Source organism: Rhizobium sp. IY2 (assembly GCF_047532935.1).
Taxonomy (GTDB): Bacteria; Pseudomonadota; Alphaproteobacteria; order Rhizobiales; family Rhizobiaceae; genus Rhizobium; species Rhizobium anhuiense.
Genome location: NZ_JBLKNU010000001.1, coordinates 865137 through 890517 on the forward strand (window position 1 = coordinate 865137; position 25381 = coordinate 890517).

28 protein-coding genes are annotated in these 25381 nt (G+C 60.3%); 14 read left to right on the top strand and 14 right to left on the bottom strand.

Annotated elements, in window-relative coordinates; genetic code table 11:
* Position 1: 1 nt before the first annotated feature.
* From potE to ACMUVN_RS04225, 5 genes are all read left to right on the top strand, one after another.
* Positions 2-1360: a putrescine-ornithine antiporter gene (gene potE, locus ACMUVN_RS04205; RefSeq protein WP_132572110.1), complete on the top strand. Its 1359-nt coding sequence runs from the start codon at positions 2-4 to the stop codon at positions 1358-1360.
* Between the two features lie 17 nt (positions 1361-1377).
* A complete protein-coding gene (locus tag ACMUVN_RS04210) occupies positions 1378-2295 on the top strand; it encodes an amino acid ABC transporter substrate-binding protein (RefSeq protein ID WP_132572107.1) in 918 nt (305 codons plus the stop codon).
* A 151-nt stretch (positions 2296-2446) separates the two neighbouring features.
* Positions 2447-3541 (top strand): calcium/proton exchanger, encoded by a 1095-nt coding sequence (cax, locus tag ACMUVN_RS04215; protein WP_132572104.1) that lies wholly within the window; start codon positions 2447-2449, stop codon positions 3539-3541.
* On the top strand, positions 3538-3903 hold the full coding sequence (locus tag ACMUVN_RS04220) for a potassium channel family protein (protein WP_028757850.1): 366 nt from the start codon (positions 3538-3540) through the stop codon (positions 3901-3903). Before cax ends, ACMUVN_RS04220 begins: the two co-directional genes overlap by 4 nt.
* Positions 3904-4013: 110 nt before the next feature.
* Entirely contained in the window at positions 4014-4250 is a 237-nt protein-coding gene (locus ACMUVN_RS04225) for a hypothetical protein (RefSeq protein ID WP_028756251.1), read from the top strand.
* Between the two features lie 35 nt (positions 4251-4285).
* Here ACMUVN_RS04225 and ACMUVN_RS04230 read toward each other — a convergent pair whose 3' ends face one another.
* The 5 genes from ACMUVN_RS04230 to ACMUVN_RS04250 all read right to left on the bottom strand — a co-directional run bounded on the left by ACMUVN_RS04230 (position 4286) and on the right by ACMUVN_RS04250 (position 9800).
* Positions 4286-5440 carry an AI-2E family transporter gene (locus ACMUVN_RS04230; protein WP_028756252.1) on the bottom strand — a complete coding sequence of 385 codons (1155 nt, stop codon included), beginning with the start codon at positions 5438-5440 and terminating at the stop codon, positions 4286-4288.
* A gap of 139 nt (positions 5441-5579) precedes the next feature.
* Positions 5580-6422, bottom strand: coding sequence for a polyphosphate kinase 2 (gene ppk2 / locus ACMUVN_RS04235; protein WP_028757192.1), 843 nt, complete (start codon positions 6420-6422; stop codon positions 5580-5582).
* Between the two features lie 132 nt (positions 6423-6554).
* Complete coding sequence (locus ACMUVN_RS04240; protein WP_206114806.1) at positions 6555-8246, bottom strand: SulP family inorganic anion transporter; 1692 nt, start codon at positions 8244-8246, stop codon at positions 6555-6557.
* A 55-nt stretch (positions 8247-8301) separates the two neighbouring features.
* Positions 8302-9459, bottom strand: coding sequence for an HlyD family secretion protein (locus ACMUVN_RS04245; RefSeq protein WP_028756255.1), 1158 nt, complete (start codon positions 9457-9459; stop codon positions 8302-8304).
* Positions 9459-9800 carry a DUF3302 domain-containing protein gene (locus tag ACMUVN_RS04250; RefSeq protein ID WP_028756256.1) on the bottom strand — a complete coding sequence of 114 codons (342 nt, stop codon included), beginning with the start codon at positions 9798-9800 and terminating at the stop codon, positions 9459-9461. Before ACMUVN_RS04250 ends, ACMUVN_RS04245 begins: the two co-directional genes overlap by 1 nt.
* A 323-nt stretch (positions 9801-10123) precedes the next feature.
* On the opposite strand from ACMUVN_RS04250, the gene ACMUVN_RS04255 reads away from it, so the two are divergent.
* From ACMUVN_RS04255 to ACMUVN_RS04265, 3 genes are read left to right on the top strand one after another with little or no spacing between them, the layout of a single operon-like run.
* Positions 10124-10438, top strand: coding sequence for a hypothetical protein (locus ACMUVN_RS04255; protein ID WP_028756257.1), 315 nt, complete (start codon positions 10124-10126; stop codon positions 10436-10438).
* 42 nt (positions 10439-10480) lie between these two features.
* Complete coding sequence (locus ACMUVN_RS04260; protein ID WP_414814889.1) at positions 10481-11866, top strand: DUF3300 domain-containing protein; 1386 nt, start codon at positions 10481-10483, stop codon at positions 11864-11866.
* A 29-nt stretch (positions 11867-11895) separates the two neighbouring features.
* On the top strand, positions 11896-12834 hold the full coding sequence (locus tag ACMUVN_RS04265) for a DUF2950 family protein (RefSeq protein WP_414814890.1): 939 nt from the start codon (positions 11896-11898) through the stop codon (positions 12832-12834).
* Between the two features lie 4 nt (positions 12835-12838).
* On the opposite strand, the gene ACMUVN_RS04270 is transcribed toward ACMUVN_RS04265, so the two are convergent.
* A complete protein-coding gene (locus tag ACMUVN_RS04270) occupies positions 12839-13342 on the bottom strand; it encodes a CYTH domain-containing protein (protein WP_132572098.1) in 504 nt (167 codons plus the stop codon).
* A 25-nt stretch (positions 13343-13367) separates the two neighbouring features.
* Positions 13368-13835, bottom strand: a complete 468-nt coding sequence (locus ACMUVN_RS04275) for a hypothetical protein (protein WP_028757188.1) — start codon at positions 13833-13835, stop codon at positions 13368-13370.
* Between the two features lie 265 nt (positions 13836-14100).
* Between ACMUVN_RS04275 and ACMUVN_RS04280 the strand changes: the two genes are divergently transcribed.
* From ACMUVN_RS04280 to ACMUVN_RS04295, 4 genes are all read left to right on the top strand, one after another.
* The gene (locus ACMUVN_RS04280; RefSeq protein WP_028757187.1) at positions 14101-15873 is read left to right on the top strand and encodes a membrane protein; all 1773 of its coding nucleotides are present in this window, start codon (positions 14101-14103) and stop codon (positions 15871-15873) included.
* 333 nt (positions 15874-16206) lie between these two features.
* Positions 16207-16758, top strand: a complete 552-nt coding sequence (locus ACMUVN_RS04285; RefSeq protein ID WP_028757186.1) for a DUF924 family protein — start codon at positions 16207-16209, stop codon at positions 16756-16758.
* A gap of 91 nt (positions 16759-16849) precedes the next feature.
* The gene (locus ACMUVN_RS04290; RefSeq protein WP_063475210.1) at positions 16850-19387 is read left to right on the top strand and encodes a mechanosensitive ion channel family protein; all 2538 of its coding nucleotides are present in this window, start codon (positions 16850-16852) and stop codon (positions 19385-19387) included.
* A 112-nt stretch (positions 19388-19499) separates the two neighbouring features.
* The gene (locus ACMUVN_RS04295) at positions 19500-19766 is read left to right on the top strand and encodes a hypothetical protein (protein ID WP_028758639.1); all 267 of its coding nucleotides are present in this window, start codon (positions 19500-19502) and stop codon (positions 19764-19766) included.
* 21 nt (positions 19767-19787) lie between these two features.
* Here ACMUVN_RS04295 and arsK read toward each other — a convergent pair whose 3' ends face one another.
* Genes arsK through ACMUVN_RS04330 form a run of 7 tightly spaced genes read right to left on the bottom strand, consistent with a single transcriptional unit; the run spans position 19788 to position 24172 of the window.
* Positions 19788-21020 (bottom strand): arsenite efflux MFS transporter ArsK, encoded by a 1233-nt coding sequence (arsK, locus tag ACMUVN_RS04300; protein WP_414814891.1) that lies wholly within the window; start codon positions 21018-21020, stop codon positions 19788-19790.
* Positions 21017-21742, bottom strand: a complete 726-nt coding sequence (arsH, locus tag ACMUVN_RS04305; RefSeq protein ID WP_165932201.1) for an arsenical resistance protein ArsH — start codon at positions 21740-21742, stop codon at positions 21017-21019. The genes arsK and arsH overlap by 4 nt, the downstream gene beginning before the upstream one ends.
* On the bottom strand, positions 21717-22145 hold the full coding sequence (arsC, locus tag ACMUVN_RS04310; RefSeq protein WP_028758636.1) for an arsenate reductase (glutaredoxin): 429 nt from the start codon (positions 22143-22145) through the stop codon (positions 21717-21719). The genes arsH and arsC overlap by 26 nt, the downstream gene beginning before the upstream one ends.
* Positions 22145-22849: an aquaporin gene (locus tag ACMUVN_RS04315; protein WP_063475089.1), complete on the bottom strand. Its 705-nt coding sequence runs from the start codon at positions 22847-22849 to the stop codon at positions 22145-22147. The genes arsC and ACMUVN_RS04315 overlap by 1 nt, the downstream gene beginning before the upstream one ends.
* The gene (gene arsN2, locus ACMUVN_RS04320) at positions 22846-23289 is read right to left on the bottom strand and encodes an arsenic resistance N-acetyltransferase ArsN2 (RefSeq protein WP_097542349.1); all 444 of its coding nucleotides are present in this window, start codon (positions 23287-23289) and stop codon (positions 22846-22848) included. Before arsN2 ends, ACMUVN_RS04315 begins: the two co-directional genes overlap by 4 nt.
* Entirely contained in the window at positions 23289-23819 is a 531-nt protein-coding gene (locus ACMUVN_RS04325; RefSeq protein ID WP_097630404.1) for an arsenate reductase ArsC, read from the bottom strand. Before ACMUVN_RS04325 ends, arsN2 begins: the two co-directional genes overlap by 1 nt.
* Positions 23816-24172, bottom strand: a complete 357-nt coding sequence (locus tag ACMUVN_RS04330; protein WP_063475086.1) for an ArsR/SmtB family transcription factor — start codon at positions 24170-24172, stop codon at positions 23816-23818. Before ACMUVN_RS04330 ends, ACMUVN_RS04325 begins: the two co-directional genes overlap by 4 nt.
* A gap of 42 nt (positions 24173-24214) precedes the next feature.
* Between ACMUVN_RS04330 and ACMUVN_RS04335 the strand changes: the two genes are divergently transcribed.
* The gene (locus tag ACMUVN_RS04335) at positions 24215-24739 is read left to right on the top strand and encodes a DUF6428 family protein (RefSeq protein WP_097542351.1); all 525 of its coding nucleotides are present in this window, start codon (positions 24215-24217) and stop codon (positions 24737-24739) included.
* A 130-nt stretch (positions 24740-24869) separates the two neighbouring features.
* A complete protein-coding gene (locus tag ACMUVN_RS04340) occupies positions 24870-25373 on the top strand; it encodes a DinB family protein (protein ID WP_132572095.1) in 504 nt (167 codons plus the stop codon).
* Positions 25374-25381: the final 8 nt, after the last annotated feature.

The following is a 25381-nucleotide window of genomic DNA, read 5'->3' on the forward strand; positions in this document are numbered from 1 at the left end:
CATGACCGACAACACGATGCATCTCGCGGCCGAGACCACCGCGAAGAAAAAGATGAATCTGGTGCAGCTCACCTTCATCGTCGCCGTGAACATGATGGGGTCGGGCATCATTATGCTTCCCGCCAACATGGCGCAGGTCGGTGCAATCTCGCTCCTTTCCTGGCTGGTGACCGCCGTCGGCTCAATGGCGATCGCCTATGGCTTTGCTCAGGCCGGATTGTTCAATCAGCGCCCCGGGGGCATGTCCGCCTATGCGGAAGATGCCTACGGAAAAGACGGCTATTTCCTGGTGTTCTTCCTGTATTTCCTGTCGCTCGCCATCGGCAATGTGGCGATTGGTATTTCGGCCGTCGGTTATCTCGCCGGCTTCTTTCCGGTGCTGACATCCACGCCCATCATGACCTGCCTGGCGCTGATCGTGCTTCTGTGGCTGACGACGGCCGCCAATTTCGGCGGTCCGCGCATTACCGGGCGTATCGGTTCGATCACAGTCTGGGGCGTCATCCTTCCGGTCGGGCTGCTGTCGATCATCGGCTGGCTCTGGTTCAGTTCAAGCACATTCGGCGCTGCCTGGAATCCGAAAGGGCTGACACTGGCCCAGGGCATGGGATCGAGCATTTCGCTGACGCTCTGGGCCTTCCTCGGCATGGAGTCGGCGGCGCAGAATTCGGATGCCGTCGAAAACCCAAAGCGTGACGTGCCGCTCGCCTGCATGTTCGGCACGCTCGGGGCAGCCGTCATCTATATCCTGTCGACGACAGTCATTCAGGGCATCGTGCCGAATGCCGAGCTCGCCACTTCAACAGGTCCGTTCGCACTGGCCTATGCCACGATGTTCAATCCGACGATCGGTTCGATCATCATGGCGCTGGCGGTCCTTGCCTGCCTCGGCTCTTTGCTGGGCTGGCAGTTCACGATCGCCCAGACGGCGAAAACCGCTGCCGATGAGCGGATGTTCCCGTCCATATTTTCCCGGGTGAACGAGATGGGCGCGCCGGTCAGCGGCATGATCATTCTAGGCATCGTGCAGACAGGTCTTGCCCTGATGACCATATCGCCGACTTTGAGCGAGCAGTTCTCCGCGCTCGTCAACCTCGCTGTCGTCACCAATGTGCTGCCTTACATCATCGCGCTGTCTGCCCTGTTCGTCATGATGAAGGCCGCTCGCGTGCCGCCGGCGAAATACCGGCTGAATGCCACGATCGCCTTGGTCGGCATGGCTTACAGCGTTTTCGCCATCTATGCCTCCGGCAAGGATGCGGTACTCGGCGGCATGATCGTTACAGGGATCGCTTTCATCATTTACGGGCTTATCGCCCCGCGTTTCGCCAACGGCGTGAACCGGGCGCCGGCCGAGTAACACAGGGAGGACCAAACATGTCAGGTAGAAATGGTCGCTGGGCGGCAATTGCCGCCTCTGTCCTCGCCGTGATGGCCGTCGCACCGCCCGCGCCCGCCCAGACGCTCGACCGCGTTAGGACGTCCAGCGCGCTGAAATTCGGCTACGACCCCGACGCGAGACCTTTTTCATTCGATGCCCAGCAGGGCAAACCCGATGGCTATGCGGTTGCCCTCTGCAACCGGATAGCCGACAGCCTGAGGGCTCAGCTGAACCTGCCGAAGCTCGACGTGGAATGGGTTTCCCTTGCAGGCGACGCCAAGCTGCGTGCCATACAGGATGGCACGGTGGACCTTGTCTGCGGGGCGGAGCCGGTGACGCTCAGCCGCAGGCAGCAGGTATCATTCTCACTCCCGATCTTCCCGAGCGGTACCGGGGCGCTGCTCAATGCGAGTGCTCCGCTGGCGCTGCGCGAGGTTCTGCAATATGGCGAGCCATCGAGTCGGCCCGTCTGGCGCGGCGCGCCGGCCCGCACGATCCTCGAGCACAAGACATTCTCCTCCATAGCCGGCACGACAAGCGAAGGCTGGCTGTCCGACAGGATCAAGACCTTTCAGCTCGCGGCAACGGCGACGCCCGTGAACAGCTATCAACAGGGGATCGAGCGTGTCCTGGACGGCAGTTCGGCGGTGCTCTTCGGCGACATGCCGCTTCTGATGGATGCCGCCGCCCGCAGCGACAGCTCCGGCAATCTCATCATCCTCGAGCGTCATTTCACCTACGAACCGCTCGGCCTCGAGCTGGCGCGCGGGGACGAGGATTTTCGCTTGGCCGTCGATCGCGCCCTGAGCCAGGCCTATGCGGCGCAGAATTTCCAGGTGTTTTTTACAACATGGTTTGGCCAGCCTGACGACGCAGTCGTGACCTTCTTCCAGCAGACGGCTCTTCCGGAATGAGGCCGCGAGCAGATCAGGGAAGACGAGCAAGACAGGGATCATTGGCGTCGGCCGGGAGCTAGCGGCAACAGATCATCGCGATCCAGGTAATCGGGGGCCAGGTTATCGGGGGCCATGTAATCAGGGGCTAGGTGATCAGAGGGAGTGAAGGTTGAGCCTTCTTTTCAAAGAGATTCGCGATAGCCCCATGCTCTGGCTGCTGGCCGCCGTGCCGGTGGTGTTCGCAGCTGCGGCGCTCTTCCCCGAGGCCCACACGGCGCTTTTCGTCCTGTCGGTGCTGGCCATCGTCCCGTTGGCCGGACTGCTCAGCCATGCGACCGAATCCGTTGCCGCCAAGACGGGTGACGCCGCGGGCGGGCTGCTGAATGCGACCCTCGGCAATCTCACCGAACTGGTCATCGCGCTGGCTGCCCTGCAGGCAGGCGAATATACGCTGGTCAAGGCATCCATCGCCGGAGCGATCGTCACCAACACGCTGTTCATGCTGGGCGCTTCGTTTCTTCTCGGCGGGCTCAAATACCACATTCAGGAGTTCAACCGAGCCAGCGCGCGACTTCAAGCCGGCCTGCTTTTCCTGGCCACAATCGCCCTGCTGATGCCTTCGGCGCTTGGTGGATTGGACTCGGCATCGGTCGCACCAGTCACTCAAACGCTCAGTCTCAGCCTGGCTGCCTTGCTGATCGTCGGGTACGGGCTTGGGCTGTTGTTCACGCTTCGGACGCATCGGGAATTTTTTTCTTCAACGGAACATGCCGAGGCCGGCGAAGCGCCGTGGCCGATCGGCCTTGCTCTGGGCACGCTTGCCGGCGTCACCGTAATCGTGGCCCTGGTGAGCGAGATTTTCGTCGAGTCCGTGCAGGAAGCGGCCGAGGCCTTCGGAATGACCCCCGCCTTTGTCGGTTTCATCGTCGTCGCATTGGTCGGCGGTGCGGCCGAAATGGCCTCGGCATTTTCCGGCGCTCGCAAGAACCGGCTGGATCTGAGCGTGGGCATCGCGCTCGGGAGTGCTTCCCAGATTGCCTTGTTCGTTGCGCCCGTTCTGGTCTTGATGAGTTATTTCATCGGTCCGTCGCCGATGGATCTGCAATTCTGGCCGGGTGCCGTGACGATGATGTTCCTTGCGACGGTGACTGCGATGTTCGTCACCAACAGCGGGCGATCGGCATGGTTTGTCGGCGTCCTGGTGCTGATGGTGTACATGATTTTCGCCATAACGCTGTACGTCCTGCCGCCGGCAGTGCGATGAGGTCCCGCGTTCCCAAACAGGAGCGATCGGGCGGCGGACCGCATACCCGGCAGGTGAGAAGGCTGTTCTTCATCGCACTCGCACAGCAGCTGCGTGTCATCTGGCCGATCCTTTCCGGCATCGTGTCGATCATGGTCGCATCCGGACTGGCAATTTGGCGGATCGAAAATTGGCGGATCGATGAAGCGCTTTATTTTACCTTCGTGACGGGACTTACCATCGGCTACGGCGACTTTACGCCCAAACATGTTTCGGCACGGATACTCGCTTTGGTCATCGGGTTTGCAGGGATCGTGCTGACCGGCGTCATTGCAGCCATCACAGTAAAAGCCTTGAGCGTGACGGACCGAGACGGCAGCTAGGTTTGATGAGATTGCGCCGCCGTACATTTTATTCGTGATCTCGGGGAACGATCCGATACCTTGGTGACTTCGTATCCATTGCAGGGATACGTTGAATGCGGAGCTGATCCATGAGCAAAGAGCGTGGCCGCAGAAAACTGATGTTGCGGCTCCCCGATATCCGGCATCTCCTGGAGAGCATGACCAGTGAAGCGCTCGCGGAGATGTTTGAATCCTACGATCTTGCTGTCGATGCGCTGGAGCGGTTCCGAAGTAAGAGCCCGAGGGAAGAGAAGCTCATCATCGAGTATGAACAGCTCTGCCGCGAAATCGAGCAGGAGGTTGTCGTCTACTGCAAGAACAGGTGAGTCCCGCCAGGCCGCCGCTGGCGCCTCGACGATCGTCATTGCGGGTGTTCGATGCGTTCCGGTTGAGCATCGAATCTCGCGGAGCGGCTATTTTCCGATCCGGTCGAAACCGAAGGCCAGGCCCAGGCTTTCAGCAGTTCGTAGAAGACACCGAGAACGACCGGCCCCAAAAACAGCCCCAGCAGGCCTTGTGACAAGGTGCCGCCGATGACGCCGATCAGTATCACCGGCATTGGAGTGGAGAGGCCGCGCGCCATCAAGATCGGTTTCAGTATGTTATCGATGATCATGATGGGGATCGTCACGACGGTGAAAGCCAAGGCGATCGACATGGGCCAGGAGAACCACGCCCAAATGATGACCGGCAAAAGAATGAGCGCAGGCCCGAGCTGCATCAGGCACAGGACGAGCACAAGAAAGGTCAAGGGGCCGCTCCCCGGAACGTCAAAAAGGGCAAAACACAGTCCGCACAACAGCGCTTGCAGGAAGGCAACGCCAATGACGCCCCGCGATACATTGCGCACCGTAGCTCCCGCCAGCCGGGCAAAGCCGACACCCTTTTCACCGGCGATCCGGCTTGCCAGCACCTGTATGGCTGCAGCCAGGCGTGCTGATCGCGTCAGCAATAGGCCCGAAAGCATGATCGAAACGACAAAGCTCAAAACGCCGCCGCCGATCGAGGCGAGCTTCGTGACGATAACGGCCGTGACTTCACGAATGGGCGCTTGAAACTTGATGATGGTAGCGGCCAGATCGCTTGCAATCCGATTCCAGGCGTCGTGAATCCGCTCGCCGACGACGGGCCATTCCCGAATAGCGACCGGTGCCGAGGGGAGCGTGAAGTTCCCCGTCCGCAGTTTGCCGATCAACGCCTGCGTGGTGTCGGCAAAATTGACCGCAACGAGGGCCAGGGGCGCAATGATCAGGACGAGGCAAAAGACGACGATGATGGCGGCCGCGATGACGGGCCTGTTTCCGATCAGCCTCGAAAGTGCCTCGAATATCGGGAAAAGGGCGACCGCAAGGATGGCCGACCAGATGACGATCAGCGCAAAGGGAGCAATCAGAACGATGGTCCAATAGGCAAAAAGCCCGATGATGCCCAATCGGACAAGATCGCTTATTCTCGCCTCTATCGAAATCTGCCCTGACCCGGCTCCCTGCGCCGCCGTATCGCCTGTGGTCTCCATCGTTGCGTCCCGTCCGCCATGTTCTAGAGCGGTTCAGCTTTTCGCGGAAACGCAGAACTGCTCTAACCTTTTGTTCTGACGCGATTCCCGGCAAAAGCGCTTCGCGCTTTGCCTGGAATTGCTTCAGGCTGAGGTCGTCTTATGACGTCGCGTCCGGCACGACATGGCGGATGCTGTGGTCCTCCATGAAATCCGACGGCCGCTTCTGACGTTTGCCGAGATCGGGTGCTTCGAACTTCACCCGCTCATAAGGGATGGATTGCAGGATGTGCGAGATGCAGTTGACCCGGGCACGTTTCTTGTCATCCGAGGGCACCACCCACCACGGTGCATGGTTGCTGTCGGTCATCCGCAGCATCTCGTCATAGACACGCGTGTAGTCCCACCAGCGCTGATAGGATTCAACATCCATCGGACTGAGTTTCCACTGTCGCAGAGGATCGTCGATCCGGCGTCTGAAACGGCGTTCCTGCTCTTCCTCGCTGACCGTCAGGAAGTATTTCAGTAGAACGACGCCGCTTTCGACGATCGCGGCCTCGAAGCGAGGCGCCAATTCAAGAAAGCGCTGCGCTTTTTTTTCGCTGCAAAATCCCATGACCCGATCGACGCCGGCGCGGTTGTACCAACTGCGGTCGAATATGACGATTTCGCCGGCGGCCGGCATATGAGCGATATAGCGCTGCATGTAGATCTGAGATTTCTCGCGGTCGGTGGGCGCCGGCAGTGCCACGACGCGAAAGACCCGCGGACTGACCTTTTCTGTTATACGCTTGATCATGCCGCCTTTGCCGGCGGCATCCCGTCCCTCGAAGACGATGACGACTCTCGCACCGGATTTCTTGATCCAGGCTTGCAAATGGGCCAACTCCACCTGCAGTCGCTCGATTTCCTTGTCATAGTCCCATGATTTCTTTTTCTTTTTATCCTTTCCGACGCGGCCTGCCCCTCCATCCGTCTTTGCGGGCTCGTAATTCTCGTCCATTTCTCTACCTCCCTTGCGCGAACATATTCTAAAGCGCGTCGCGATCTTTCAGATTCGCTCCTTGCGCTTTAGCTCTTTGTTTTTACGCATGTCGTTGCCGCAAAACCGCTGCACACTTTTGCGCGACATGCTTTAGCCTGCCGACGCGGTGCTGCCGGTCTCGCCGACACTTCCTATCAGCGCTCGCAACGCCTCTTCCCTGCCGTTGAAAAGATTGTGAACACCGATCGCTTCGACGACCCCCGCGCGCTCGAGGATGCCGCGGCTTTCCTCGCTGAGGTCGGTCATTGCGAAAACGATATTCCGCTTTGCCAGGATCTCGGCCACGGCATCGAGCGCGGCTGCGCCGGTGCTGTCGATATGCGTGACGGCGCTGGCATCGAGCACGAGGCATCTGGTTTCGGCAGGGAGTTCCTTCGCTACGGACGCCAGCCGCAGGCGCACGTAATCGGCGTTGTAAAACAGAATGCTGCCTTGGATGGCGAAGACGGCGGCCCCCTCGACAGGGCGCGCTTCCGGAAAGCGGGCAAGATCGAAAAAGCCGTGCCGTCCCTCGATACGTCCAAGAAGACCGTCGCGGGGAAACATCGTCTGACGCAAGAGATAGACGAGCGTTGCCGCAACCGCGACGATGACGCCGTTGAGAACACCGAAGCTGATTGCGCCCCACATGGCGATCAGCGCAAAAATGAATTCCATGCGGCTGATGCGCCAGATCTTTTTCAATTCGTGAATATCGATGAGGCTGATTGCCGCCGTTGCGAGGATTGCGGCGAGCGCGGGAATGGGGAGTATCCGCAGCGCACTGTGAAGGAAAACAAGCGCGGCGATCAGCGTCGCGGCCGATACCAGTCCAGCGACCTGAGAGACGCCGCCTGTCGACAGGTTTATCGCGGTTCGGGAATCCGAGACGCTGACGGGAAACGAGCCGAACAAGCCGGGCGCGATGTTGGCGGCGCCAAGTCCGATCAATTCCTGATTGGCGTCGACCTCCTCTCCGGTTCGTGAGCCGAAGCTTCTTGCCGCGACGATGCCTGCGCCGAAGCTGACGAGAAAGATCGCGGCCGAACCGAGCACGATCTTATCGAGAGGCATCTGATGCAATGCAGGCAGAGATAGGCTCGGCATTCCGCTTGGGATATCGCCGACAACTGCAATGCCCCGGCCTTGGAAGTCGAAGATCGCCGAAAGGACGACCGAGAGGACAACCACCAGAACAGGGCCTGGAACTCGGAACCGAAAGGCCCGGACGATCCATAACAGGGCGAACATGATCAGGCCGAGAATGAGCGAAGGCCAGTGGATCAGGCTGCTCTTGGCGAGCATTTCGACGAGCGGCGGGATCAGTCCATCCGATGAGATCTTTACCCCCGTGAAACGACCGATTTGTCCGACAAGGATCGAGAGCGATACGCCGGCGAAGAAACCCACCAGAATGGGACGGGACAGAAAGCTCGCGAGAACGCCGAGCCTCAGCAGTTTCGCCGCGATGCAGAAGACGCCGACACCAAGCGCAAGGGCCGACGCGATGGCGACCCTGTCGATACCTGCCGTCGTGGGTTCGGCTGCGATGATGGCGCCCATGGCGGCGGCCAGTACGGTCATGGTCGCGGCGTCAGGCCCGACGACCAAAAGCCGGGAAGGACCAAAGATCGCATAGGCGATCGGAGCAACGATGCTGGCATAGATGCCGGTTTCCGGCGGCAGGCCGGCGATGGCGGGATAGGCGATGGCGCTCGGCAAGCCGACTGCGGCAATCGACAGCCCGGCCGGAATGTCACTGCGGAGCCAGTCTCTGTTGAAGCCAGCCAAGCCCCGCAACATCGGAAGACTTCCTATCACCCGCTGGCTCCTTATTCTTTGCCGCTGGCATGATGTATCAATGTTCGAGGAACACGTAGTTCATCCAGCTGCTCATGCGCAGCAGCACCTTGCGCAGAACGGCGACATGGTGCCAATGGTGGGTGTAGACCGCGACCTCCGCGACCACGCCGCCCGGCAGTTGATAATCATCGGTGTTTTCGAGCAACTCGATCCGAGCCAGCGTTTGTCCGGGCGATAGGCGCTCGGGCGATTGCGGGTCGATCAGCGCGCCGCTCGGCTGCAGCTGGCCCTGAGCCATCACATCGATGACCTCTTGCACCCGCGCCTTGAATATCTTGCCGGGTACGGCTTTGAAGGCAACCTCGGCCTCGTCGCCGACGTGGACGCGCTGCAGCGAATTCTGGATGAAGGCTGCCCCCAGCATGCGGTCCTGACTGTCGATGAAGACCATGACCGGCCGCAGCGGAAGGGGATTAGCCATCATTCCGGGGCGGAGGAAGACCTGCGTGACGTAGCCGTCGCTCGGCGCCCGCACCACCGTCTGATCAAGCTCGTATTCGGCATTGTTCAGCTCCGCCTGCAGCCTTGCAACCGTCGGGTTCGTTCCGTTGATGTCAGACTCGTAGGCGAGCCTTGCCTGCGCGGCTTGTGCGCGGGCAGTGTCGACCGTAGCTTCCGACGTCAGATAGATGCCTCGCCGGTTTTCGACCTCGAGTTCGGAAAAGACGGCGCCCCTGCCGCTCGACTTTGCATTCTCGTTCGACTGCTGGAATTTCTCGAAAGCCTGCCGGGACCGGTCCCTTGAGGCCTCGGCGCCCGTGACCGCTGCATTGGCTGCATCCACGGCCGCTTTCAATTGCAGAACGGACTGCTCGGCTTCGGCGAGCGCGGCTTTCTTCTGATCAACCGTGAACTGATAGGGTCGGGGATCGATGCGAAAAAGGATGTCGCCCTTCTTTAGAGGTGCATTCGGTGTCACCGGCACCTCGACGACTTGCCCCCCCACGACGGGAATAACGGGAGCCGAAGTGAAATAGATGCGCCCGTCGCTCGAATAGGGATGATTGTAGCTCATCAAAAGCAGCAGGGTGGAGATGAGGAAGATCCCGCCGAGAACGGCCGTCGCGAGCGTCCACTGGTTTACCGGAATCCTGAATACTTTGAAGATCGTCCAGCAAATCGCGGCATAGGTCAGTATCAGGAGCAGATCCATCAGGCGGTCTCCTTCTCCGGCGCTTGTGCCTCAAGCTCGGCGATCCGGGCATGGAGACGAGCAATTTCCGCATTCGCTTCGGCTTCCGCCGATAGTTTGCCGTCCTGCCGGATGCCCCAGCCGCGGTCTTCACGGTAAAGCGTCGCCCAGATGAACAGGAACGGCCAGATCGCATGAAGCGTGAAGAGGCTGACCCATCCAGCGACATGGATGGCATCCTGATGGGGGTGATTGCGCGCCTTGGCGATCAGATGCGGAATGTCGTGAATGGCAATCACGGCATAGAAAAGGGTGACCACGACAAAGGCCAATACGCCCAAGGCAAAATAGTCGAGAAACACGACCCCTCCCTTCCGGCTTGGTCTACCCGAGCCGTCGATCGCAAGCGAAGGTGGAATTGTAGGCCCGTTTCGGCGCAAAGGCCCGTAGCATCGCGTAATCTCTATCGGGGCGTTCGCGGGCGACCCGTCTGAGGGAATTGCCTGCGCTCGAAGGAAAGGAGCGAGATCGGCGAGACGAATCCCGTTCGCCGTCTCGTATCGGGCATGGGATGCGTCCTTCTGAAGCCAGCCACCGTAGGATCGCGTATTTTACGTCTCCAGACGGGTCCGCCTGTTATATAGTTTCCACACTGCTTAGCGCAGTTTCGTCGGCGGGGGCGGAGATGGCGTCGGGAGAAAGTGGTTCGACATATCTGTCCGCTCTGGAAACGGCAGAGGCTTATTTTCCCGACCAGGCAAGGCTGGTGCAGCGGCTTTTCTACGTCGATGAGGCTTTTCATAGCATGTGCGAGGATCTCGCTGCCGCGGCGCAGGCTTTGGCGCATGTCGAACAGTTGCCCGACACGTTGAGAGAAGCGCGGCGGCTGGAATATGCAGGCTTGGTCGATGCCTTGTTGAAAGAGATGAGGGAGGCGATTTCACAGTCGAAAATTGTAGTGCTCCGGCGGTCACCCGCCATCGGCCCGAAATCTCCGTGAACGCATCCGTCATTCAACTGAATCTAGGGAGGTCAATGTGCGATGAAAGCAATTTCCCGCAAACTGCTTGGTGGGTTGTCAGCTCTGGCGATCATTGCACTGCAGCCAGCCTTCCCCGTGCGAGCACAGGCCCCTGCGCCGGCTACGGCGCCCACCCAGTCGAGCGCAGAACAACCCGCGGCTGCCCTTCTTTCGGAGGATGAACTCGAGGTGCTGGTGGCGCGGATCGCGCTTTATCCGGACGAACTGGTCGCGGCGATTTCGGCCGCCTCCCTCTTTCCCCTACAGATCATCGAAGCGCAGCGTTTCCTGGAAGCGAAAAAGAAAAATGCCGATCTCAAGCCCAAAAGCGATCGGGACGGCAGCGTCGTTTCGCTGCTCAACTACCCTGACATTATCAAGATGATGAGCGAGGATCTCGATTGGACTCAATCACTCGCCGATGCGCTTGCCAATCAGCAGAAGGACGTGCTGATTGCCATCCAGCAGCTTCGCGACGAGGCGGTGGCAAAGAACATCATTAAGACGGATGACAAGGTGACGGTCGTCACTGAAAACGACAACATCATTATCCGTCCGACCGATCCCGAGAAGATCTATATCCCGCAGTATCCGCCGGAAATGCTTTATGAACCGGACTATGCCGCGGCGCCGATCTCCTATTATCCCGATTATTACGACAGCTATTACTATCCGGGTGCCGCGTTCTTTGCCGGAGCGGTCACCGGGCTTGCCTGGGCCGCCGTCGTCAATTGGGACGACTGGGGCGTATGGGGTGGTCGCTGGGACGGCGATATCGACATCGATTGCAATAATTGTCTGAATAATCGCAACTTCAACGGAAAAATGAAGTGGAACGACGTCGACTGGGCGAATGTCGACCGCAGCAAGCTGAGCATCGGCAAAGACCAGCTTGCCAAGCTGGATCGGTCGTCGATCAAATCGGGACTTCAGGCCGACAATCGCAATCAACTGCGAAACAAAGCCGCAGATATCCAGGCAGGCCAGAGGCCGGGCAATCGCGGGACGGCCGCTCGCGCGGAAGATATCCGAAAAAACACGGCGCAAGGACTGAAGGCCAAACCGCAGGCGAACAGGCCGACGGCCGCCAATCGTCAGAACGTATCCCGGCCCGAAACCCGTCCTCAAAAATCGGCCAATCGCCCCTCCAAGCCCGCCCAGAAATCCGTCAAGAAACCCAACAAACCACAGATGGCTGCCCGGCCCGATAATCGCGGGCGCCAGTCGAGCGCACTCGGCAACGTGCAGTCCGGCCGCCAGCAGACCGTCGCCTCGAAACGAGGCGCGCAAAGCATGGGCGCTCATCGTCAGGCAGCCCGTCCCCAGCATCACTCGCGCCCGATGCCGTCTCGCGGCGGCGGCGGCCGCGGTGGCGGTGGCGGCCGCGGTGGCGGCGGGCGGCGATGACACCCCTTACGAGCCCATGGAGTTACATCATGAGACGTCAATCGATGGTAATCCCGCTCATGCTTGCGACAGCGCTTTGCACGATGCCGACGAAGCCGGCGTTTTCGCAGGGGCAGACGGATCTCGCCGAATACAAGGCGGCAACGCCCTCACCGAAATTCGACAGCCCCTCTCTTGCACTCGATCGGCTGAAATCGGTGCTCGGCTCCAACAATATCGGGGATCTTGGGGATCTGCTCGGTCTGAACGCAGACAAGCTGCGCTCGAGCAACGAGGCAATGATCGCTTATGGATTGATCCGGGAAGGCGCCGAGCGACAGATGAGCTTGAAAGACGTCGAAGGTGCCAAGATCGTCGTGATCGGTAATCGACTCTGGCCTCTGCCGTTTCCGCTGACTGAGGACAAGGACGGGAGGTGGTCCTTCGACACGCAGCGCGGCTTCGAGGAGATCATCAATCGGCGCATCGGCGAAAACGAACTCGCGACGATCGACACGATGCATGAATATGTCGCCGCGCAGTATCAATATGTGTCCGACGATCGCGACGGTGACGGTATTTACGAGTTCGCCAAAAAATTGATCAGCAGCCCGGGCAAGCTGGACGGTCTCTACTGGGACCCCAGCGTCTCTGCGGAGGAAAGCCCGGCAAGCGCGCTGGTCGAGACGGCCGCTTTCGGCGCCGCCAAACGCGGGGAAGGTTATTTCGGATACCGCTATCGCATCCTGACCGCCCAGGGCGACAACGTACTGGGCGGCAAACAAAGCTACGTCATCAATGGTTATATGACCGGTGGCTTTGCGCTCGTCGCCTGGCCGGTCACATATCGGGTGACCGGCGTGCAGACCTTTGTCGTCAACGGGATGAGCGTCATCTATCAACGCGATTTGGGGCCGCAAACGGAGCAGCGCGCCGCCGCGATCAAGGAATTCAATCCGGACGCCAATTGGACCATTGTAAGCGAATAGGGTCTTACAGCGCGGCGCGATCGTCAACCGCCCCATGCATCCGGGGGCGGCTGCATGATGCAACCGCCATGGCGCGATTGGAATAGCGTTTGTTGCCCGTGACTTCCCGCCCAAGCCATTTCGGCAGGGCCGGAAGATCATCTTCGCTCGCTATCTCGATCTCGGCGAGCGTCAATCCTTCATAGACTCCGGCAAAGACGTCTACATCCCAGTTTCTGCCCTCGTACAGGACCCGGTAGCGGGTCTTTTCAATGACGCGGCCGGTCGCATGGAGAAGCAGGTCCCGTGCCTCCTCGACAGGAATCTCGTATTCATATTCGTCCTTGGCGAGCCCTGCAGTGTGGAATTTGATTGTCAGGCAAGCAGAACGGCCGTCGATCAAGCGAACACGTACCGAGTTCTTGTCTCGAGACAGATAAGCCTGCTGCAGGACATGCGACATCCCGGCGCAATCGCGCCAGCTATCGTTACGCACGAGGAACTTGCGCTCGATCTCGATTGCTTTCAAGTTGATCGCCTCTATCTGCTGCCGGTCACTCGACGGGCGGCTCCCAAGTGAGGAAGAAGCCGACGTCTCCCGGCATGCCGTCCGGGAAGTTGATGACCATGGCCTTCAACCCGTAACCCTGCGGTCTGGCAACTTCCTCGAAGAGTTCGAGGAGTTCCTTTGCCTTTCCCTGCAGCGTCTTCTGCCATCCGGACAGGTTGTTGTTGATGGCCCGGCCGCTGTCCGTGCAGAAGGTCGACGGAAAGCTGTAAATCAGCGCCTCATATTTGCCGTCTGCGGCCGCTTTCATGACCAGCCGCTTGATGACGGCGCGTTCCGCTTCGCCAATCTGCTTGCGGAAAAAATCCTCGACGAACTCCGCGTGTTTCTTTGCTTCACGCGCCTTGATCTTTTCGCTGCGCTCCATCTCGACAAGCTGAAGCTCCAGAGCGCGTTTGCGCAGTTCCTCTGCGCTTGTCATGGGATGAGGTGTAGAGGTCTCAGGTGATGTCATCGCAGGCTCCTCCAGAGAATACATGGCGATGATAGAGCGCGCCTGGAGCCTAAGGCAGTAAAATACATGTCGGTGCCGGTAGAATACGGTATCCTACGCGGGCATTTCGTAAACTGTGACTTACGTCCGTCATTTGGCTATTCATGGGATTCGGTCAGCATTGGTTAGGTTATTCGGCTGGGCGGCATTGCCGTCACGTCTGACGGGGACTATTGTTTAGGACTGCGTGCTGCTGGTTGTTCGCAATCGGAGTCTGGGGGAACCGATGACGAGTGCAGGCATAAACAGGGTCACCGCCTCACAGGAGGAGGTGCAGCAGCAACTTGAGCGCATTCTTTCCAGCCGGGAATTCCGCCTTCCCGAACGGGCAAGGCGTTTCCTTGAATTCGTGGTCACGGAAACGCTTGCAGGCCGTCGCGACTACCTGAAGGCCTTTACCATCGCACAGGCCGTTTTTGGCAGAGACGCGAACTTCGATGCCCAACAGGATCCCTGCGTTCGCATCGAAGCCGGTCGGCTGAGACGGGAACTGGAACACTACTACCTGACGGCCGGCGACGCGGACCGGATCATCATCACCATCCCCAAGGGCGGCTACGCGCCGGTCTTCGATGTCGTCAGCAGCGCTGAACCCAATGATATCTCGCCGCTCGAGCGGTCCGATCGGCCAAGCTCGTCAGGCGGCGATAACGGCCAGATCATTGCGGCCACGGATACGATCAGCCGGGACCAGGCGGACCGGCGCTTATCGCCGGGCCGATATTGGCTTCTTGCGGCGGGCGCGGTGATTGTCCTGGCCTCGGCGGCGGCTCTCCTTCGGCAGGTCGGGTCGCCGAGCACGGAACGTGAAACGATATCAGGAGCTGATAATCGCCCTACCATTATCGTCGAGCGTTTCGAAAGCGCGTCCGACGGGAGCCTTGCCTCCGACATCTCTCGCGGCATCACCGACGACATCATCGAGAAGCTGGTCCGCTTCAATGATATCGTTGTCGTCACCGCCATGCCGCGGAATAGAACCGGCGAAGTTTTGTCGCAGCCGCTTTATGCCCTCCAAGGAAGTGTGCGGCTCGAAGGCAGCAAGCTGCGCTCGACAGCCAGACTCGTGCGGCGGACGGATGCCGCCGTCATCTGGGCAAGTAATTATGATGCCGACATGAAGGTGCAAGGCATCCCGCAAACGCAAGCGAGCCTTGCCGGGGATATCGCGACGGCGGTCGCGCGTCCGTTCGGCGTCATGTTCCAGACCGATACCGCGACCATCGCCGGAAGCACGGACGTTTTTTCATGCGTTCTATCCTACTATAGCTATCGCAGCGAAATGACCGTGCAGGCGCACGAGTTGGCAAAATCCTGCCTGCAGCAGGCCGTGGAAAAAGTGCCGTCCGATTCCAATATCTTCGCCCTTCTTTCGTTGATTCATCTCGACGAGTTCCGCTTTTCATACCAACTTCACACGAAATCGACGGCTGCCACGCTCGACCTCGCGAAGGAACTTGCCGAGCAGGCCGTGCGGCTGGACCCAAAGAATGCACGCGCTCTTCAGGCACTGATGCTTGCCAACTTTTTCGGCAATGATCCGGCCGGAGCCCTCAGCGCCGGCGCTGCCGCCTATGCCAGCAATCCGAACGATACCGAGGTGGCAGGTGAATACGGCCTGCGCCTGTCGATGTCGGGGGAATGGGATAGAGGCTGCACGCTGATTTCGGAGGCAGTCGGCAAGAATGCCGGACCACGCGGATATTACGAGGTCGGAATGGCGCTCTGTGCCTTCATGCGGGGCGATACGCAGGCTGCGGAACTATGGTCGCGTATGTCGGACCTCAATTACAATCCGATGCATCGTCTCGTATTGCTCTCCATTCTCGGCACGCTTGGAAAAAAACAGCAAGCAGAGGAACAGCTTGAGTGGATCAGGCGCGAGTCACCCGCATTGATCCCGAACATCAGGCAGGAGGTCGCCAGGCGGCTGGCGCGGACCGAAGATCAAAAGCGTTTTATTTCGGGAATTGAAGCCGCTGGCCTGTCTGTGCAATAGGGCGAAGCTTGGATCATCGCCAAGCTCTGAGGCTGGAGCGGCTGCCTCCTCCAAGCTGCCGGCCCCCATCACCTTCTTCAATGGCCTACAATACTTCAAAGCATGTGCCGCAGGTTGGGCCTTGCGAGATGTGTAATCCCTTAGTGTTCTGACGGGACGAGGGACGAGCCAAACGAGACGGGGCGGGGATGGAGAGGTCGCGGCATATCCTCTTCACCCCGTTTACGGGGAGAGGTGCCGGAAGCCGAATAAGAGGTTGATTTTATAAAAATTTCTAATATTTACAATAATTTAATTGATTGAATTGAATCCATTCACGCTAGGGAAGGAAGCATGACGACGATCCGCAGGCCTGGGGAAGTCTATGATTTCTGGTTCGTCAGATGCGGCCGGGAGCTGTGGTTCCGTGCGACGCCGGAGCTTGACGCCGAGATCCGCGAAGGCTTCCGCGATACCCATCTGGCGCTTGCCGCGGGCGTCCGGGACGAATGGCGGGCCGACCCGGAAAGCCGGCTGGCGGCCGTCATCGTGCTCGACCAGTTTCCCCGCAATATCTATCGCGGCACCCCGCTTGCCGTCGCGACCGACGGGCTGGCGCTTCGGGAAGCCAAGCTCGCGCTCGCAGCAGGCGCCGACCAGGCGGTTGAAGCGGCATGCCGCACCTTTTTCTACATGCCCTTCGAACATGCCGAAGACCTTGACGAGCAGGAACGTTCGGTGGCGTTGTTCACCGCGCTTGGCGATGAGGAATATCGCGATTATGCGATCCGCCACCGCGACGTGATCGCCGCCTATGGCCGTTTTCCGCACCGCAATGCCATGCTCGGGCGGGAGTCGACGGCGGCGGAGCGCGACTATCTCTCCAGGCCCGATGCCGGTTTCTGAGGCTTTCCTGGGATATTCCGCCTTTCTGTCGCCTTTCTTTGCTATGACAAGCAGGCATTCTATCCTGACGACAACCCTTCCGGAGGCGCTTTTGCGGCTGAGACCGATCCTGCTTCGCACCATTCTTCTGCTGACGCTGGCGGTCGCGGGCGCGCATTTCAAGGGTGCTGCGGCCTTCGCCCAGGAGCCGCAGGCACCGGCTGCCGCGCAGGAGGCACCGCTTACCGATACGCCACTCGACCAGGCGGCGAAGGAGATCGAAAAGGCGAAGGTCCAGCTGACGGCACTGCAGGACGGCGCCAAGCAGAATGCCGACAATGACGATGCCCTGGTCGGGCTCGCCACCAAGGCCGACGAGCTCAGCCGCGCCGTCATTACCATATCGGTCAATCTCCGGCCGCGTTTCGACCAGATCAAGAACCGGCTTGCCGAGATCGGCGATCCGCCGAAGGACGGGCAGCCGCCCGAGGCGAAGATTGTCACGGACGAGCGCAATGCGCTGACTGCCGAGCGTGCGCAGATCAACGCGGTGACCGGTGACGCCGAAAACCTGTCGATCGCGGTGACGAAGCTCCTCAACGAAATCATCGAAATGCGGCGGCGGCTTTTCGCCGACACGCTTTTCAGGCGCACCGAGATCTCCGTCTCGGTGCTCGACGATGCCGTGAGCGCCTTCGTGCACGAGGCCAGCGAATTCTCGCAGGCTTTGTCGAGCTGGGCCTCTTTCGTCTGGAAGTTCAAGCGGTTCCCGCTGTTTGCCGCGATCTTCCTGTCGCTTGCTTCGGCGCTCATTCTGCTATCCGGCAGCTATCGGCTGTTCGGCTCGTATCTGCGCCGGGACGAGGCGATCGAGAACCCGTCCTATATCGGCCGGCTGTCGATCGCCTTCTGGTCGACGCTGATCCGCACCCTGGCGCTTTCGGTACTGCTCGTCACCTCGTTCTTCTTCCTCAATAGTTTCAATGTTCTGCGGCCCGACATCGCACCTGTCATCGGCGCCCTGTTTGCGGCGATCGGGCTCGTCTATTTCGTCGGCCGTTTCGTCAACGCCATCTTCGCACCGGACGAACCTCGCTGGCGGCTCGTCCGGCTTTCCAATCTCGGCGCACGCTCGATCGGCTATTGCCTGCTGGCGATGGCGATCGTCAACGCGCTCGATTATCTGTTCGGGACGATCGGCGAGGCGATGGGCTCGCCGCTGGTGCTGACCGTGGTCAGGAGCCTGATTGCCGCGCTGATCATCGGGCTGATCCTGATCGCGGCCTCGTTCGGCAAACCGATGCTGGCGAAGAACGGCGATCCCGATGCGCCGGGCCGGCATTGGCCGCGCGGCATGGGGATCATCCTGCGCGTCGTTGGCGCCGGTCTCATCCTCACCGCGCTGACCGGTTATGTCGGGCTGGCGCGCTTCGTCGCCACGCAGCTCATCATCACCGGCGCGGTCGTTGCCACCATGTATGTCGGCCTGCTCTCCGGCAAGGCGATATCAAAGCAGGAAAGCTTCGGCGACACCTTCTTTGCAAGCTTCCTGACGCGCCGCTTCAAGCTTGGGCCGGTGGCGATCGACCAGGCCGGCTTGCTCGTCGGCCTTGCCATCTATGCCGTGGCGCTTCTCGTCGGCATCCCGCTGATCCTGCTGCTCTGGGGCTTCCATGTGCAGGATCTGCAGTTGATCGCCTACCGGCTGTTCACCGAGGTCAGGCTCGGCGGCATCAGCATCTCGCTGCTCGGCATCTGCACCGGCATTCTGCTGTTTGCCGGCGTCTACCTGCTGACACGCTGGCTGCAGCGCTGGCTCGACGGCAATGTGATGGCAAGAAGCCATGTCGATCTCGGCGTGCGCAATTCGGTCAAAACCGGCATCGGCTATCTCGGCGTCGGCATCGCGGCGATCATCGGCGTTTCGGCGGCCGGCATCGATCTGTCGAGCTTCGCGCTGGTCGCCTCAGCACTTTCGGTCGGCATCGGTTTCGGCTTGCAGAACATCGTTTCCAACTTCGTCTCCGGCTTGATCCTGCTCGTCGAGCGGCCGTTCAAGGTCGGAGACCATGTTGTATCAGGCACGGCCGAAGGCATCGTCAAGCGTATCTCGGTGCGCGCCACCGAGATCGAGACCTTCCGCAAGCAGTCGATCATTGTGCCGAATTCGGAGTTGATCAACGGGCTCGTCGGCAACTGGACGCATCGCAACAAGATCGGCCGTTCGGAAATCCCCGTATCCGTCAGCTACAACGCCGATCCGCAGAAGGTGATGGATATCCTGCTGGAACTGACCGCCAAGATTCCGCTCGTCATGCGCAACCCCGAGCCGCATGTCGAATTTTTGCGTTTCGGTCCCTATTCGCTGGATTTCGAGCTGCGCTTCTTCCTCGCCGACATGGGCGACGGCATGACGGTGCGCAACAATTTGAGGATCGAGATCCTCCAGCGCTTCAAGGCCGAGGGGATCGAGATCCCGTTGCCGCAGAGCGATCTCACCATCCATCGAGAGGCTCCTCCCGTCCTTGTCGATGCGGGCAGGGATCGGAAGGGCGACCAAGAAAATCCAGGGGATAAGCCCATGGAGGAGGAAGAGCGGCCGGTGCGGCAATTGCGCAGCCGGACGGCGGACGGCAATCTCAAGAGCTGAACGGGTCATTCAGCCATCATTCACGGGTGTGCGTGCATGATCCCTTCCATCGGGATCGCTGCCGGGGGCAGCACCGATCGTTCGAGGGGAGGGCGCGCCAGCGCCGCCGCACATGATGGCAAGATTTGCCGCCGTTCTGCTTGTCCCGCTGCTTGCCGCGCCCGCGGCTTATGCGGCATCCGTTACCAACACCGATCCGGCGGCCGTCGTGCTCGTCATCACCGAGAGCGGCCAGCGCGTCGAGGTTGTGGTCGATGCCGGCGCTTCGGAAAGCCTCTGCCCCTCCGGTTGCTTCATGACGACGCCCGACGGCGACCGCATCGGACTCGACGGCGGCGAGACGATCGACATCGTCAAGGGCTCGGCCGTCGTCAAGTAGCGGCTGCACTGATTGTTGCGCTCAAGCTTCTCCGGGATTGGGAACCGCTTCCGACCGGGCAATCGGGCGCGTCAGCCGCAGAATGGCGAAGAATGCGGCGACGGCGACGGTGCTGAGCAATGCTGCGATAGACAGTGACCATGATACGCCGAGACTGCCCATCAGGAAGGCGAGTGCGAACGGCGCCATCGAGGCGACGACGAGACGGACCGACATGATTTGTCCTTGCCGCCGGCCGTAGCCATCGCTTCCGAAGAGCGCGAGCGGCAAGGTTCCGTAGACGATGCTGTTAAGGCCCGAACCGAGGCCGAAGACGACTGCAAAGACCAGCGCGCCGGGCACCGAGGGTGCGGTGGCGATGAGGATGACAAGGGCTGCCGGCAGCAGGACGGCGCAGATGATCGCCAGCATCACTTGCGACAAGCTCTCACCAAAGACCATGTTGATGAGGCGACTGAGCACCTGTGACGGGCCGAAGAGCGTTCCGACCACCACTGCCATGGCGCCGAGGCCAAGTGCCGACATCACAGGCACCATGTGAACCAGAAGTGCCGCGTTCACGAAGCTCTCCAAAGCAAAGCCCGTCACCATCAGGATAAAGGCCGGCCGGCGCACCGACGGCTGAAGGCTCGGCTCGACGTGTTTTGCGGCCGCCTCTCCGTTCCGTTTCCTGGTCTCGCTGACGCCACGGGAGAGCCAGGCGTGAAGGGGAAGGCAGATGGCGAGATGAAGCGCGGCGAAGATCAGATAGACATTCTGCCATGACAGATGCGCGTGCAGCGCCGTGGTGATCGGCCAGAAGATGGTCGAGGCAAAGCCGGCGATCAGCGTCAGGTAGGTGATGCTGCGCTGAGCAACCCGTGGCCTGATCTGCACGAGCAAGGCGAAGGCGGCGCCATATTGCACCAGGTTCGAGGCGACCTCGATGCCGATCAATGCTGCGATAAAAGCGATCTTTCCCGGTGCGAAGGCGCAGGCGATAAGGGCGGCTGCGGCAATCGCCGAGCCTGATGTCATGATCCTGCCCGCGCCGAAGCGATCGATCCATGTGCCCATAAGCGGTGCGGCCAGGCCGCCGATCAGAAGCGCCGCGGAGAGGGCGCCGAAGATCCATTCCGATGACCAGTTGAGATCACGGGCCATGTCAGGGGCGAGGATGCTGAAGCTGTAATAGAGGCTGCCATAGCCGATGATCTGCGTGAGCCCGAGTGCGGCGATGGCGGCTAACGGCGGTCGTTCGGCGCTGATTGTCATAGGGACCTGAGGCTGACGCGCTGTTCGAGCTTTTCGGCTTCCTCTTTCCGTTCGCTGTAGCGGTCGGTCAGATAGTTCGAGGCATCACGGGTCAGCAGTGTGAACTTCACCAGTTCCTCGCAGACGTCGACGACGCGGTCGTAATAGGATGAGGGTTTCATACGGCCGTTCGCGTCGAATTCCTGGAAAGCCTTGGCGACGGAGGACTGATTGGGGATCGTGATCATCCGCATCCAGCGGCCAAGGATGCGCAGTTGGCCGACCGCGTTGAAGGACTGGGAACCGCCGGAGACCTGCATCACCGCCAGCGTCTTGCCTTGTGTCGGCCGCACCGAGCCAACCGACAACGGAATCCAGTCGATCTGCGCTTTCATGATACCGCTCATTGCGCCATGACGTTCAGGACTGACCCAGACCTGGCCTTCCGACCATGCCGACAATTCGCGCAGTTCCTGAACTTTTGGGTGGCTCGCCGGTTCCTCGTCAGGCAGCGGCAGACCTTCGGGATTGAAGATCCGTACCTCGCAGCCGAAATATTCGAGCAGCCGTGCGGCCTCCTGTGCGAGGAGGCGGCTGTAGGACACTGTTCGCAGGGAGCCATAAAGGATCAGGATGCGAGGCTTGTGCGTCGAGAACGTCGGCCTGAGTGCATCCATATTCGGCTGATGCAGATGCATCCGAGATGCTGCGGGCAGATCAGACAATGCGCTTGCCTTCGGCATCGAGCACCTTCTCGCCGTCCTCTTTGGTGAAGGCGCCCTTATGCGTTTCCGGGAGGATTTCGAGGACAAGTTCCGACGGCCGCGACAGGCGTGTGCCGAGCGGCGTGACGACGAAGGGGCGGTTAATCAGGATCGGATCTTTCAGCATGGCGTCGAGAAGCTGGTCGTCGGTAAGGTCGGGGTTGTCGAGGCCGAGCTCCGCAAAGGGCGTGCCCTTTTCGCGGATCGCCTCGCGAACACTCAATCCTGCATCCGCAATCATCTTGATCAGTTGTTCGCGCGACGGCGGGTTTTTCAGATATTCGATCACATTGGGCTCAATGCCGGTGTTCTGGATCATCGCCAGCGTGTTGCGCGAGGTGCCGCATTCCGGGTTGTGATAGATCGTCACATCGATAGTCATCAGGCAGATTCCGTCTTGGTCAGGGTTTCAGGATTGCGGGATTCCATCAACAGCCATCCCGCGAACATCAGCGCCAGCAATGCGCCGAGGATTTCAGCAACGAGAAAACCCGGTAGATCGATCGGGCGGATGCCGGAAAATGTGTGCGTCAGTGATCGGGCAATCGCGACCGCGGGATTGGCAAACGACGTGGAAGCGGTAAACCAGTAGGCGGCGGTGATATAAAGGCCAACCAGCCATGCCACGGCATCGGCGCGAAAGCGAACACCGGCGAAGATGACGAAGACGAGGCCGAAGGTTGCCGTCAATTCGGAGAGCCATTGTGCGCCGCCGGTGCGCACGGTTTCCGAGGCCTGCAGCAGGGGAAGAGCGAACATGGCATGGGCGAGCATCGTTCCGGCAATGCCGCCGACGATCTGCGCGGCGATGTAGGCCGGAAGGGTAGAGGCGGGCAGCTCGCGCCGGAGCGCAAAAACCAGCGACACCACCGGATTGAAATGTGCGCCGGAAATCGGGCCCAGGATGGTGACGAGGACGACAAGCACCGCCCCTGTTGCCAGCGTGTTGCCGAGCAGCGCAAGCGCCGTATCGTTCGTCAGGCTGTCCGCCATGATTCCCGATCCGACGACGGTTGCCACCAGCAACAGCGTGCCCAGGGCTTCGGCGGCAAGTCGTCGAGACAGCGGAAACACTGGCGCGCTCATGCCGGCAGGCTCCGGACCATCAAGGCGGCGGATGCCGGGCACAGGCTTGCGGCCTGCCGCGTCGTCAGGATGGCGGCGGGCGCATCATCGCGGGCGATCGGAAGAAAACCGAGCGATTGAAAGAAGGGGGCGGCCGTTTCAGTCAGCACATAGGCAGCAGCCGCACCTTTCTTATGGGCCTGATCGAGCAAGGCAAGGGTAATAGCATGGCCGAAGCCAAAGCCTTGCTGATCGGGCAGCACGACAATGGAACGCAGGAGTGCGGCCTCGCCATAGAGTTCCAGCCCGCCGAAGCCGACCGTCTGGCCGCCACGCGAAAACCGGTAGAAGCTTCGGCCAGGCTCTGTGAGGTCATCGACCGGAAGCCCGGCGGCTGCGAGGACGGCACGAAGTTTGTCATCGGGCCCTTCCAAGGCCTGCTGGTTCAAATCGAAACCCATCAGCCGGCCTTGGACGGTTTTGCTGTCGTGCCTTCCATGGCGCCGATCTGATGCAGGTGCGATTGAAGCGCGAGCTTGTCGATCGAGGAAAGAGGCAGGCTCAAAAAGGCGCTGATCCGGTTTTTGAGGAAGCCGGCGGCCTGCACGAAGGCGCGGCCCTTGTCGACTTCGCTGCCCTCGACGGCAGCGGGATCCTCGACGCCCCAATGGGCGGTCATCGGGTGGCCGATCCAAACCGGGCAGGCTTCGCCGTGGGCGTTGTCGCAGACTGTAAAGATGAAGTCCATCTCCGGAGCGCCAGGCCCGGCGAACTCGTCCCAGCTCTTCGAGCGGAAGCCGGTCGTGGGGTAACCCTGCGCCGCAAGCTCCTTCAGCGCATGGGGATTGACCTCACCCTTCGGCTGGCTGCCGGCCGAATAGGCCTTGAATCGACCCTTGCCTTCGGTCTGCAGGATCGATTCCGCCAGGATCGAGCGGGCAGAATTGCCCGTGCAGAGAAAGAGCACATTGTAAACGCGATCAGTGGTCATTGCAGTTTCTCCTTCCCTTTTGGCGCACAGCAGGCCGCGACCTCCGCGGCAGGGGCACAGATTTCCGGATGCCCGGAGCAGCAATCTTCCATCAAGAAGCGAACCAGGCCACCTAGCGCCTCGTAGTTCGCGGTATAAATGATCGACCGGGATTCACGCTGCTGCGCGATCAGCCCGGACCGTTCGAGTTCCTTCAGATGGAAGGAGATATTGGACGGCGAGACCTCCGCCTTCTCCGCGATCGCGCCCGCCGCCATACCGCCGGGACCCGAAACCACGAGCATACGGACGATGTGCAGGCGGGTTTCCTGCGACAGCGCGCCGAACGCTATGAGGGCTTGACGTTGATCCATATTTCAATAATCCTTGAACTGTTGAAGCAAGGATTAACTGATATGAAGATCATCGACAACAGCAAAATTCAAGAGAACGACATCGATCTCGGCCTGCTGCTCGAGATGCTTGGCGGCGCCAAGGATTCTCCGCTGATTTTTTATTACGACGGCAAGCCGGTAAAGCCCGGCTATCATGTCACCGAGGTCAAGGCGGGCCAATTCTCAGGCCTCGACTGCGGCGCCAATCCCGAGGCATGGGCGGAGATCTTCATCCAGCTCTGGGACATCGAGGAAGGCGACCGCGCACATATGCCGGCCGGCAAGTTCCATTCCATCATCCGCAAGGTGACGGAGCATGTGCAGCTCGACGGTTCGGCCAAGCTCACCTTCGAGGTCAGTGACGGCGTGCGGCCGATGCAGCTCTATTGCGCCGCGAGACCGATTCTCAGCGCCGGCGCCATGCATGTCGAGCTATCGCCGCGGCCGGCAAGCTGCAAGCCGCGCGACCGCTGGCTGGCGGAGGAAAGCAGCAGGGCAGCCGCCTGCTGCGGTCCGGCCGCGGCAAAGAGCGGCTGCTGCGCGTAAAACTCATGAGATCGCGGCAGAGCAGAGGTAGCAGTGAAATTGAAAAAATATTGACTGACCACCAGTCAGTCATATAAATCGAGACTGTCGGCTACTACAGGCGGCATCCATTTCACGCCCGGAGATCGCAATGAGCGCGCAGACCCTGTTGAACTCTCTGTTCCAATACAAAGCCAGCGTCGACGATGAGCTTCTCGATGCTTTGAACGCGCTCGAAGCTGACGCGCCTTCCGACGCGTTTCGGTCGGCGCTTCGCGTGCTCAACCACGCTCATCTCGTCGATCGCATCTTCGTTGCCAATCTTCAGGGGCTGGGTCATACCTACGCGGCGAGCTGGAGCAGCGAAACGCCGCCTTTGGCGCAGCTGTCGGCCGATATCCGGGATACCGACCGTTGGTATATCGATTACACCTCGCGGATCAGCCTTCAGGAAATGGAGGAGGTCGTCGACTTCACCTTCACCGATGGCGGACGCGGGCGCATGTCCCGCGAAGAGATGCTCGCCCATGTGGTGACGCATGGCGGTTGTCATCGCGGTGAAGTCGGTCGCCTGCTGCCTGATATCGAGAGCACCGCAATGCGCGACGTGTTTACCGGCTACCTGCACAGGACCGATCCCGCGCGCCGTCAATGAGAGTGGAG

Excerpts from the sequence above, each read along its gene's own strand:
- potE (WP_132572110.1), top strand. The coding sequence starts at position 2 with ATGACCGACAACACGATGCATCTCGCGGCCGAGACCACCGCGAAGAAA.
- ACMUVN_RS04210 (WP_132572107.1), top strand. The coding sequence starts at position 1,378 with ATGTCAGGTAGAAATGGTCGCTGGGCGGCAATTGCCGCCTCTGTCCTC.
- ACMUVN_RS04220 (WP_028757850.1), top strand. The coding sequence starts at position 3,538 with ATGAGGTCCCGCGTTCCCAAACAGGAGCGATCGGGCGGCGGACCGCAT.
- ACMUVN_RS04225 (WP_028756251.1), top strand. The coding sequence starts at position 4,014 with ATGAGCAAAGAGCGTGGCCGCAGAAAACTGATGTTGCGGCTCCCCGAT.
- ACMUVN_RS04230 (WP_028756252.1), bottom strand. The coding sequence starts at position 5,440 with ATGGAGACCACAGGCGATACGGCGGCGCAGGGAGCCGGGTCAGGGCAG.
- ppk2 (WP_028757192.1), bottom strand. The coding sequence starts at position 6,422 with ATGGACGAGAATTACGAGCCCGCAAAGACGGATGGAGGGGCAGGCCGC.
- ACMUVN_RS04240 (WP_206114806.1), bottom strand. The coding sequence starts at position 8,246 with ATGTTGCGGGGCTTGGCTGGCTTCAACAGAGACTGGCTCCGCAGTGAC.
- ACMUVN_RS04245 (WP_028756255.1), bottom strand. The coding sequence starts at position 9,459 with ATGGATCTGCTCCTGATACTGACCTATGCCGCGATTTGCTGGACGATC.
- ACMUVN_RS04255 (WP_028756257.1), top strand. The coding sequence starts at position 10,124 with ATGGCGTCGGGAGAAAGTGGTTCGACATATCTGTCCGCTCTGGAAACG.
- ACMUVN_RS04260 (WP_414814889.1), top strand. The coding sequence starts at position 10,481 with ATGAAAGCAATTTCCCGCAAACTGCTTGGTGGGTTGTCAGCTCTGGCG.
- ACMUVN_RS04265 (WP_414814890.1), top strand. The coding sequence starts at position 11,896 with ATGAGACGTCAATCGATGGTAATCCCGCTCATGCTTGCGACAGCGCTT.
- ACMUVN_RS04275 (WP_028757188.1), bottom strand. The coding sequence starts at position 13,835 with ATGACATCACCTGAGACCTCTACACCTCATCCCATGACAAGCGCAGAG.
- ACMUVN_RS04280 (WP_028757187.1), top strand. The coding sequence starts at position 14,101 with ATGACGAGTGCAGGCATAAACAGGGTCACCGCCTCACAGGAGGAGGTG.
- ACMUVN_RS04285 (WP_028757186.1), top strand. The coding sequence starts at position 16,207 with ATGACGACGATCCGCAGGCCTGGGGAAGTCTATGATTTCTGGTTCGTC.
- ACMUVN_RS04295 (WP_028758639.1), top strand. The coding sequence starts at position 19,500 with ATGATGGCAAGATTTGCCGCCGTTCTGCTTGTCCCGCTGCTTGCCGCG.
- arsK (WP_414814891.1), bottom strand. The coding sequence starts at position 21,020 with ATGACAATCAGCGCCGAACGACCGCCGTTAGCCGCCATCGCCGCACTC.
- arsH (WP_165932201.1), bottom strand. The coding sequence starts at position 21,742 with ATGCCGAAGGCAAGCGCATTGTCTGATCTGCCCGCAGCATCTCGGATG.
- arsC (WP_028758636.1), bottom strand. The coding sequence starts at position 22,145 with ATGACTATCGATGTGACGATCTATCACAACCCGGAATGCGGCACCTCG.
- ACMUVN_RS04315 (WP_063475089.1), bottom strand. The coding sequence starts at position 22,849 with ATGAGCGCGCCAGTGTTTCCGCTGTCTCGACGACTTGCCGCCGAAGCC.
- arsN2 (WP_097542349.1), bottom strand. The coding sequence starts at position 23,289 with ATGGGTTTCGATTTGAACCAGCAGGCCTTGGAAGGGCCCGATGACAAA.
- ACMUVN_RS04325 (WP_097630404.1), bottom strand. The coding sequence starts at position 23,819 with ATGACCACTGATCGCGTTTACAATGTGCTCTTTCTCTGCACGGGCAAT.
- ACMUVN_RS04330 (WP_063475086.1), bottom strand. The coding sequence starts at position 24,172 with ATGGATCAACGTCAAGCCCTCATAGCGTTCGGCGCGCTGTCGCAGGAA.
- ACMUVN_RS04335 (WP_097542351.1), top strand. The coding sequence starts at position 24,215 with ATGAAGATCATCGACAACAGCAAAATTCAAGAGAACGACATCGATCTC.
- ACMUVN_RS04340 (WP_132572095.1), top strand. The coding sequence starts at position 24,870 with ATGAGCGCGCAGACCCTGTTGAACTCTCTGTTCCAATACAAAGCCAGC.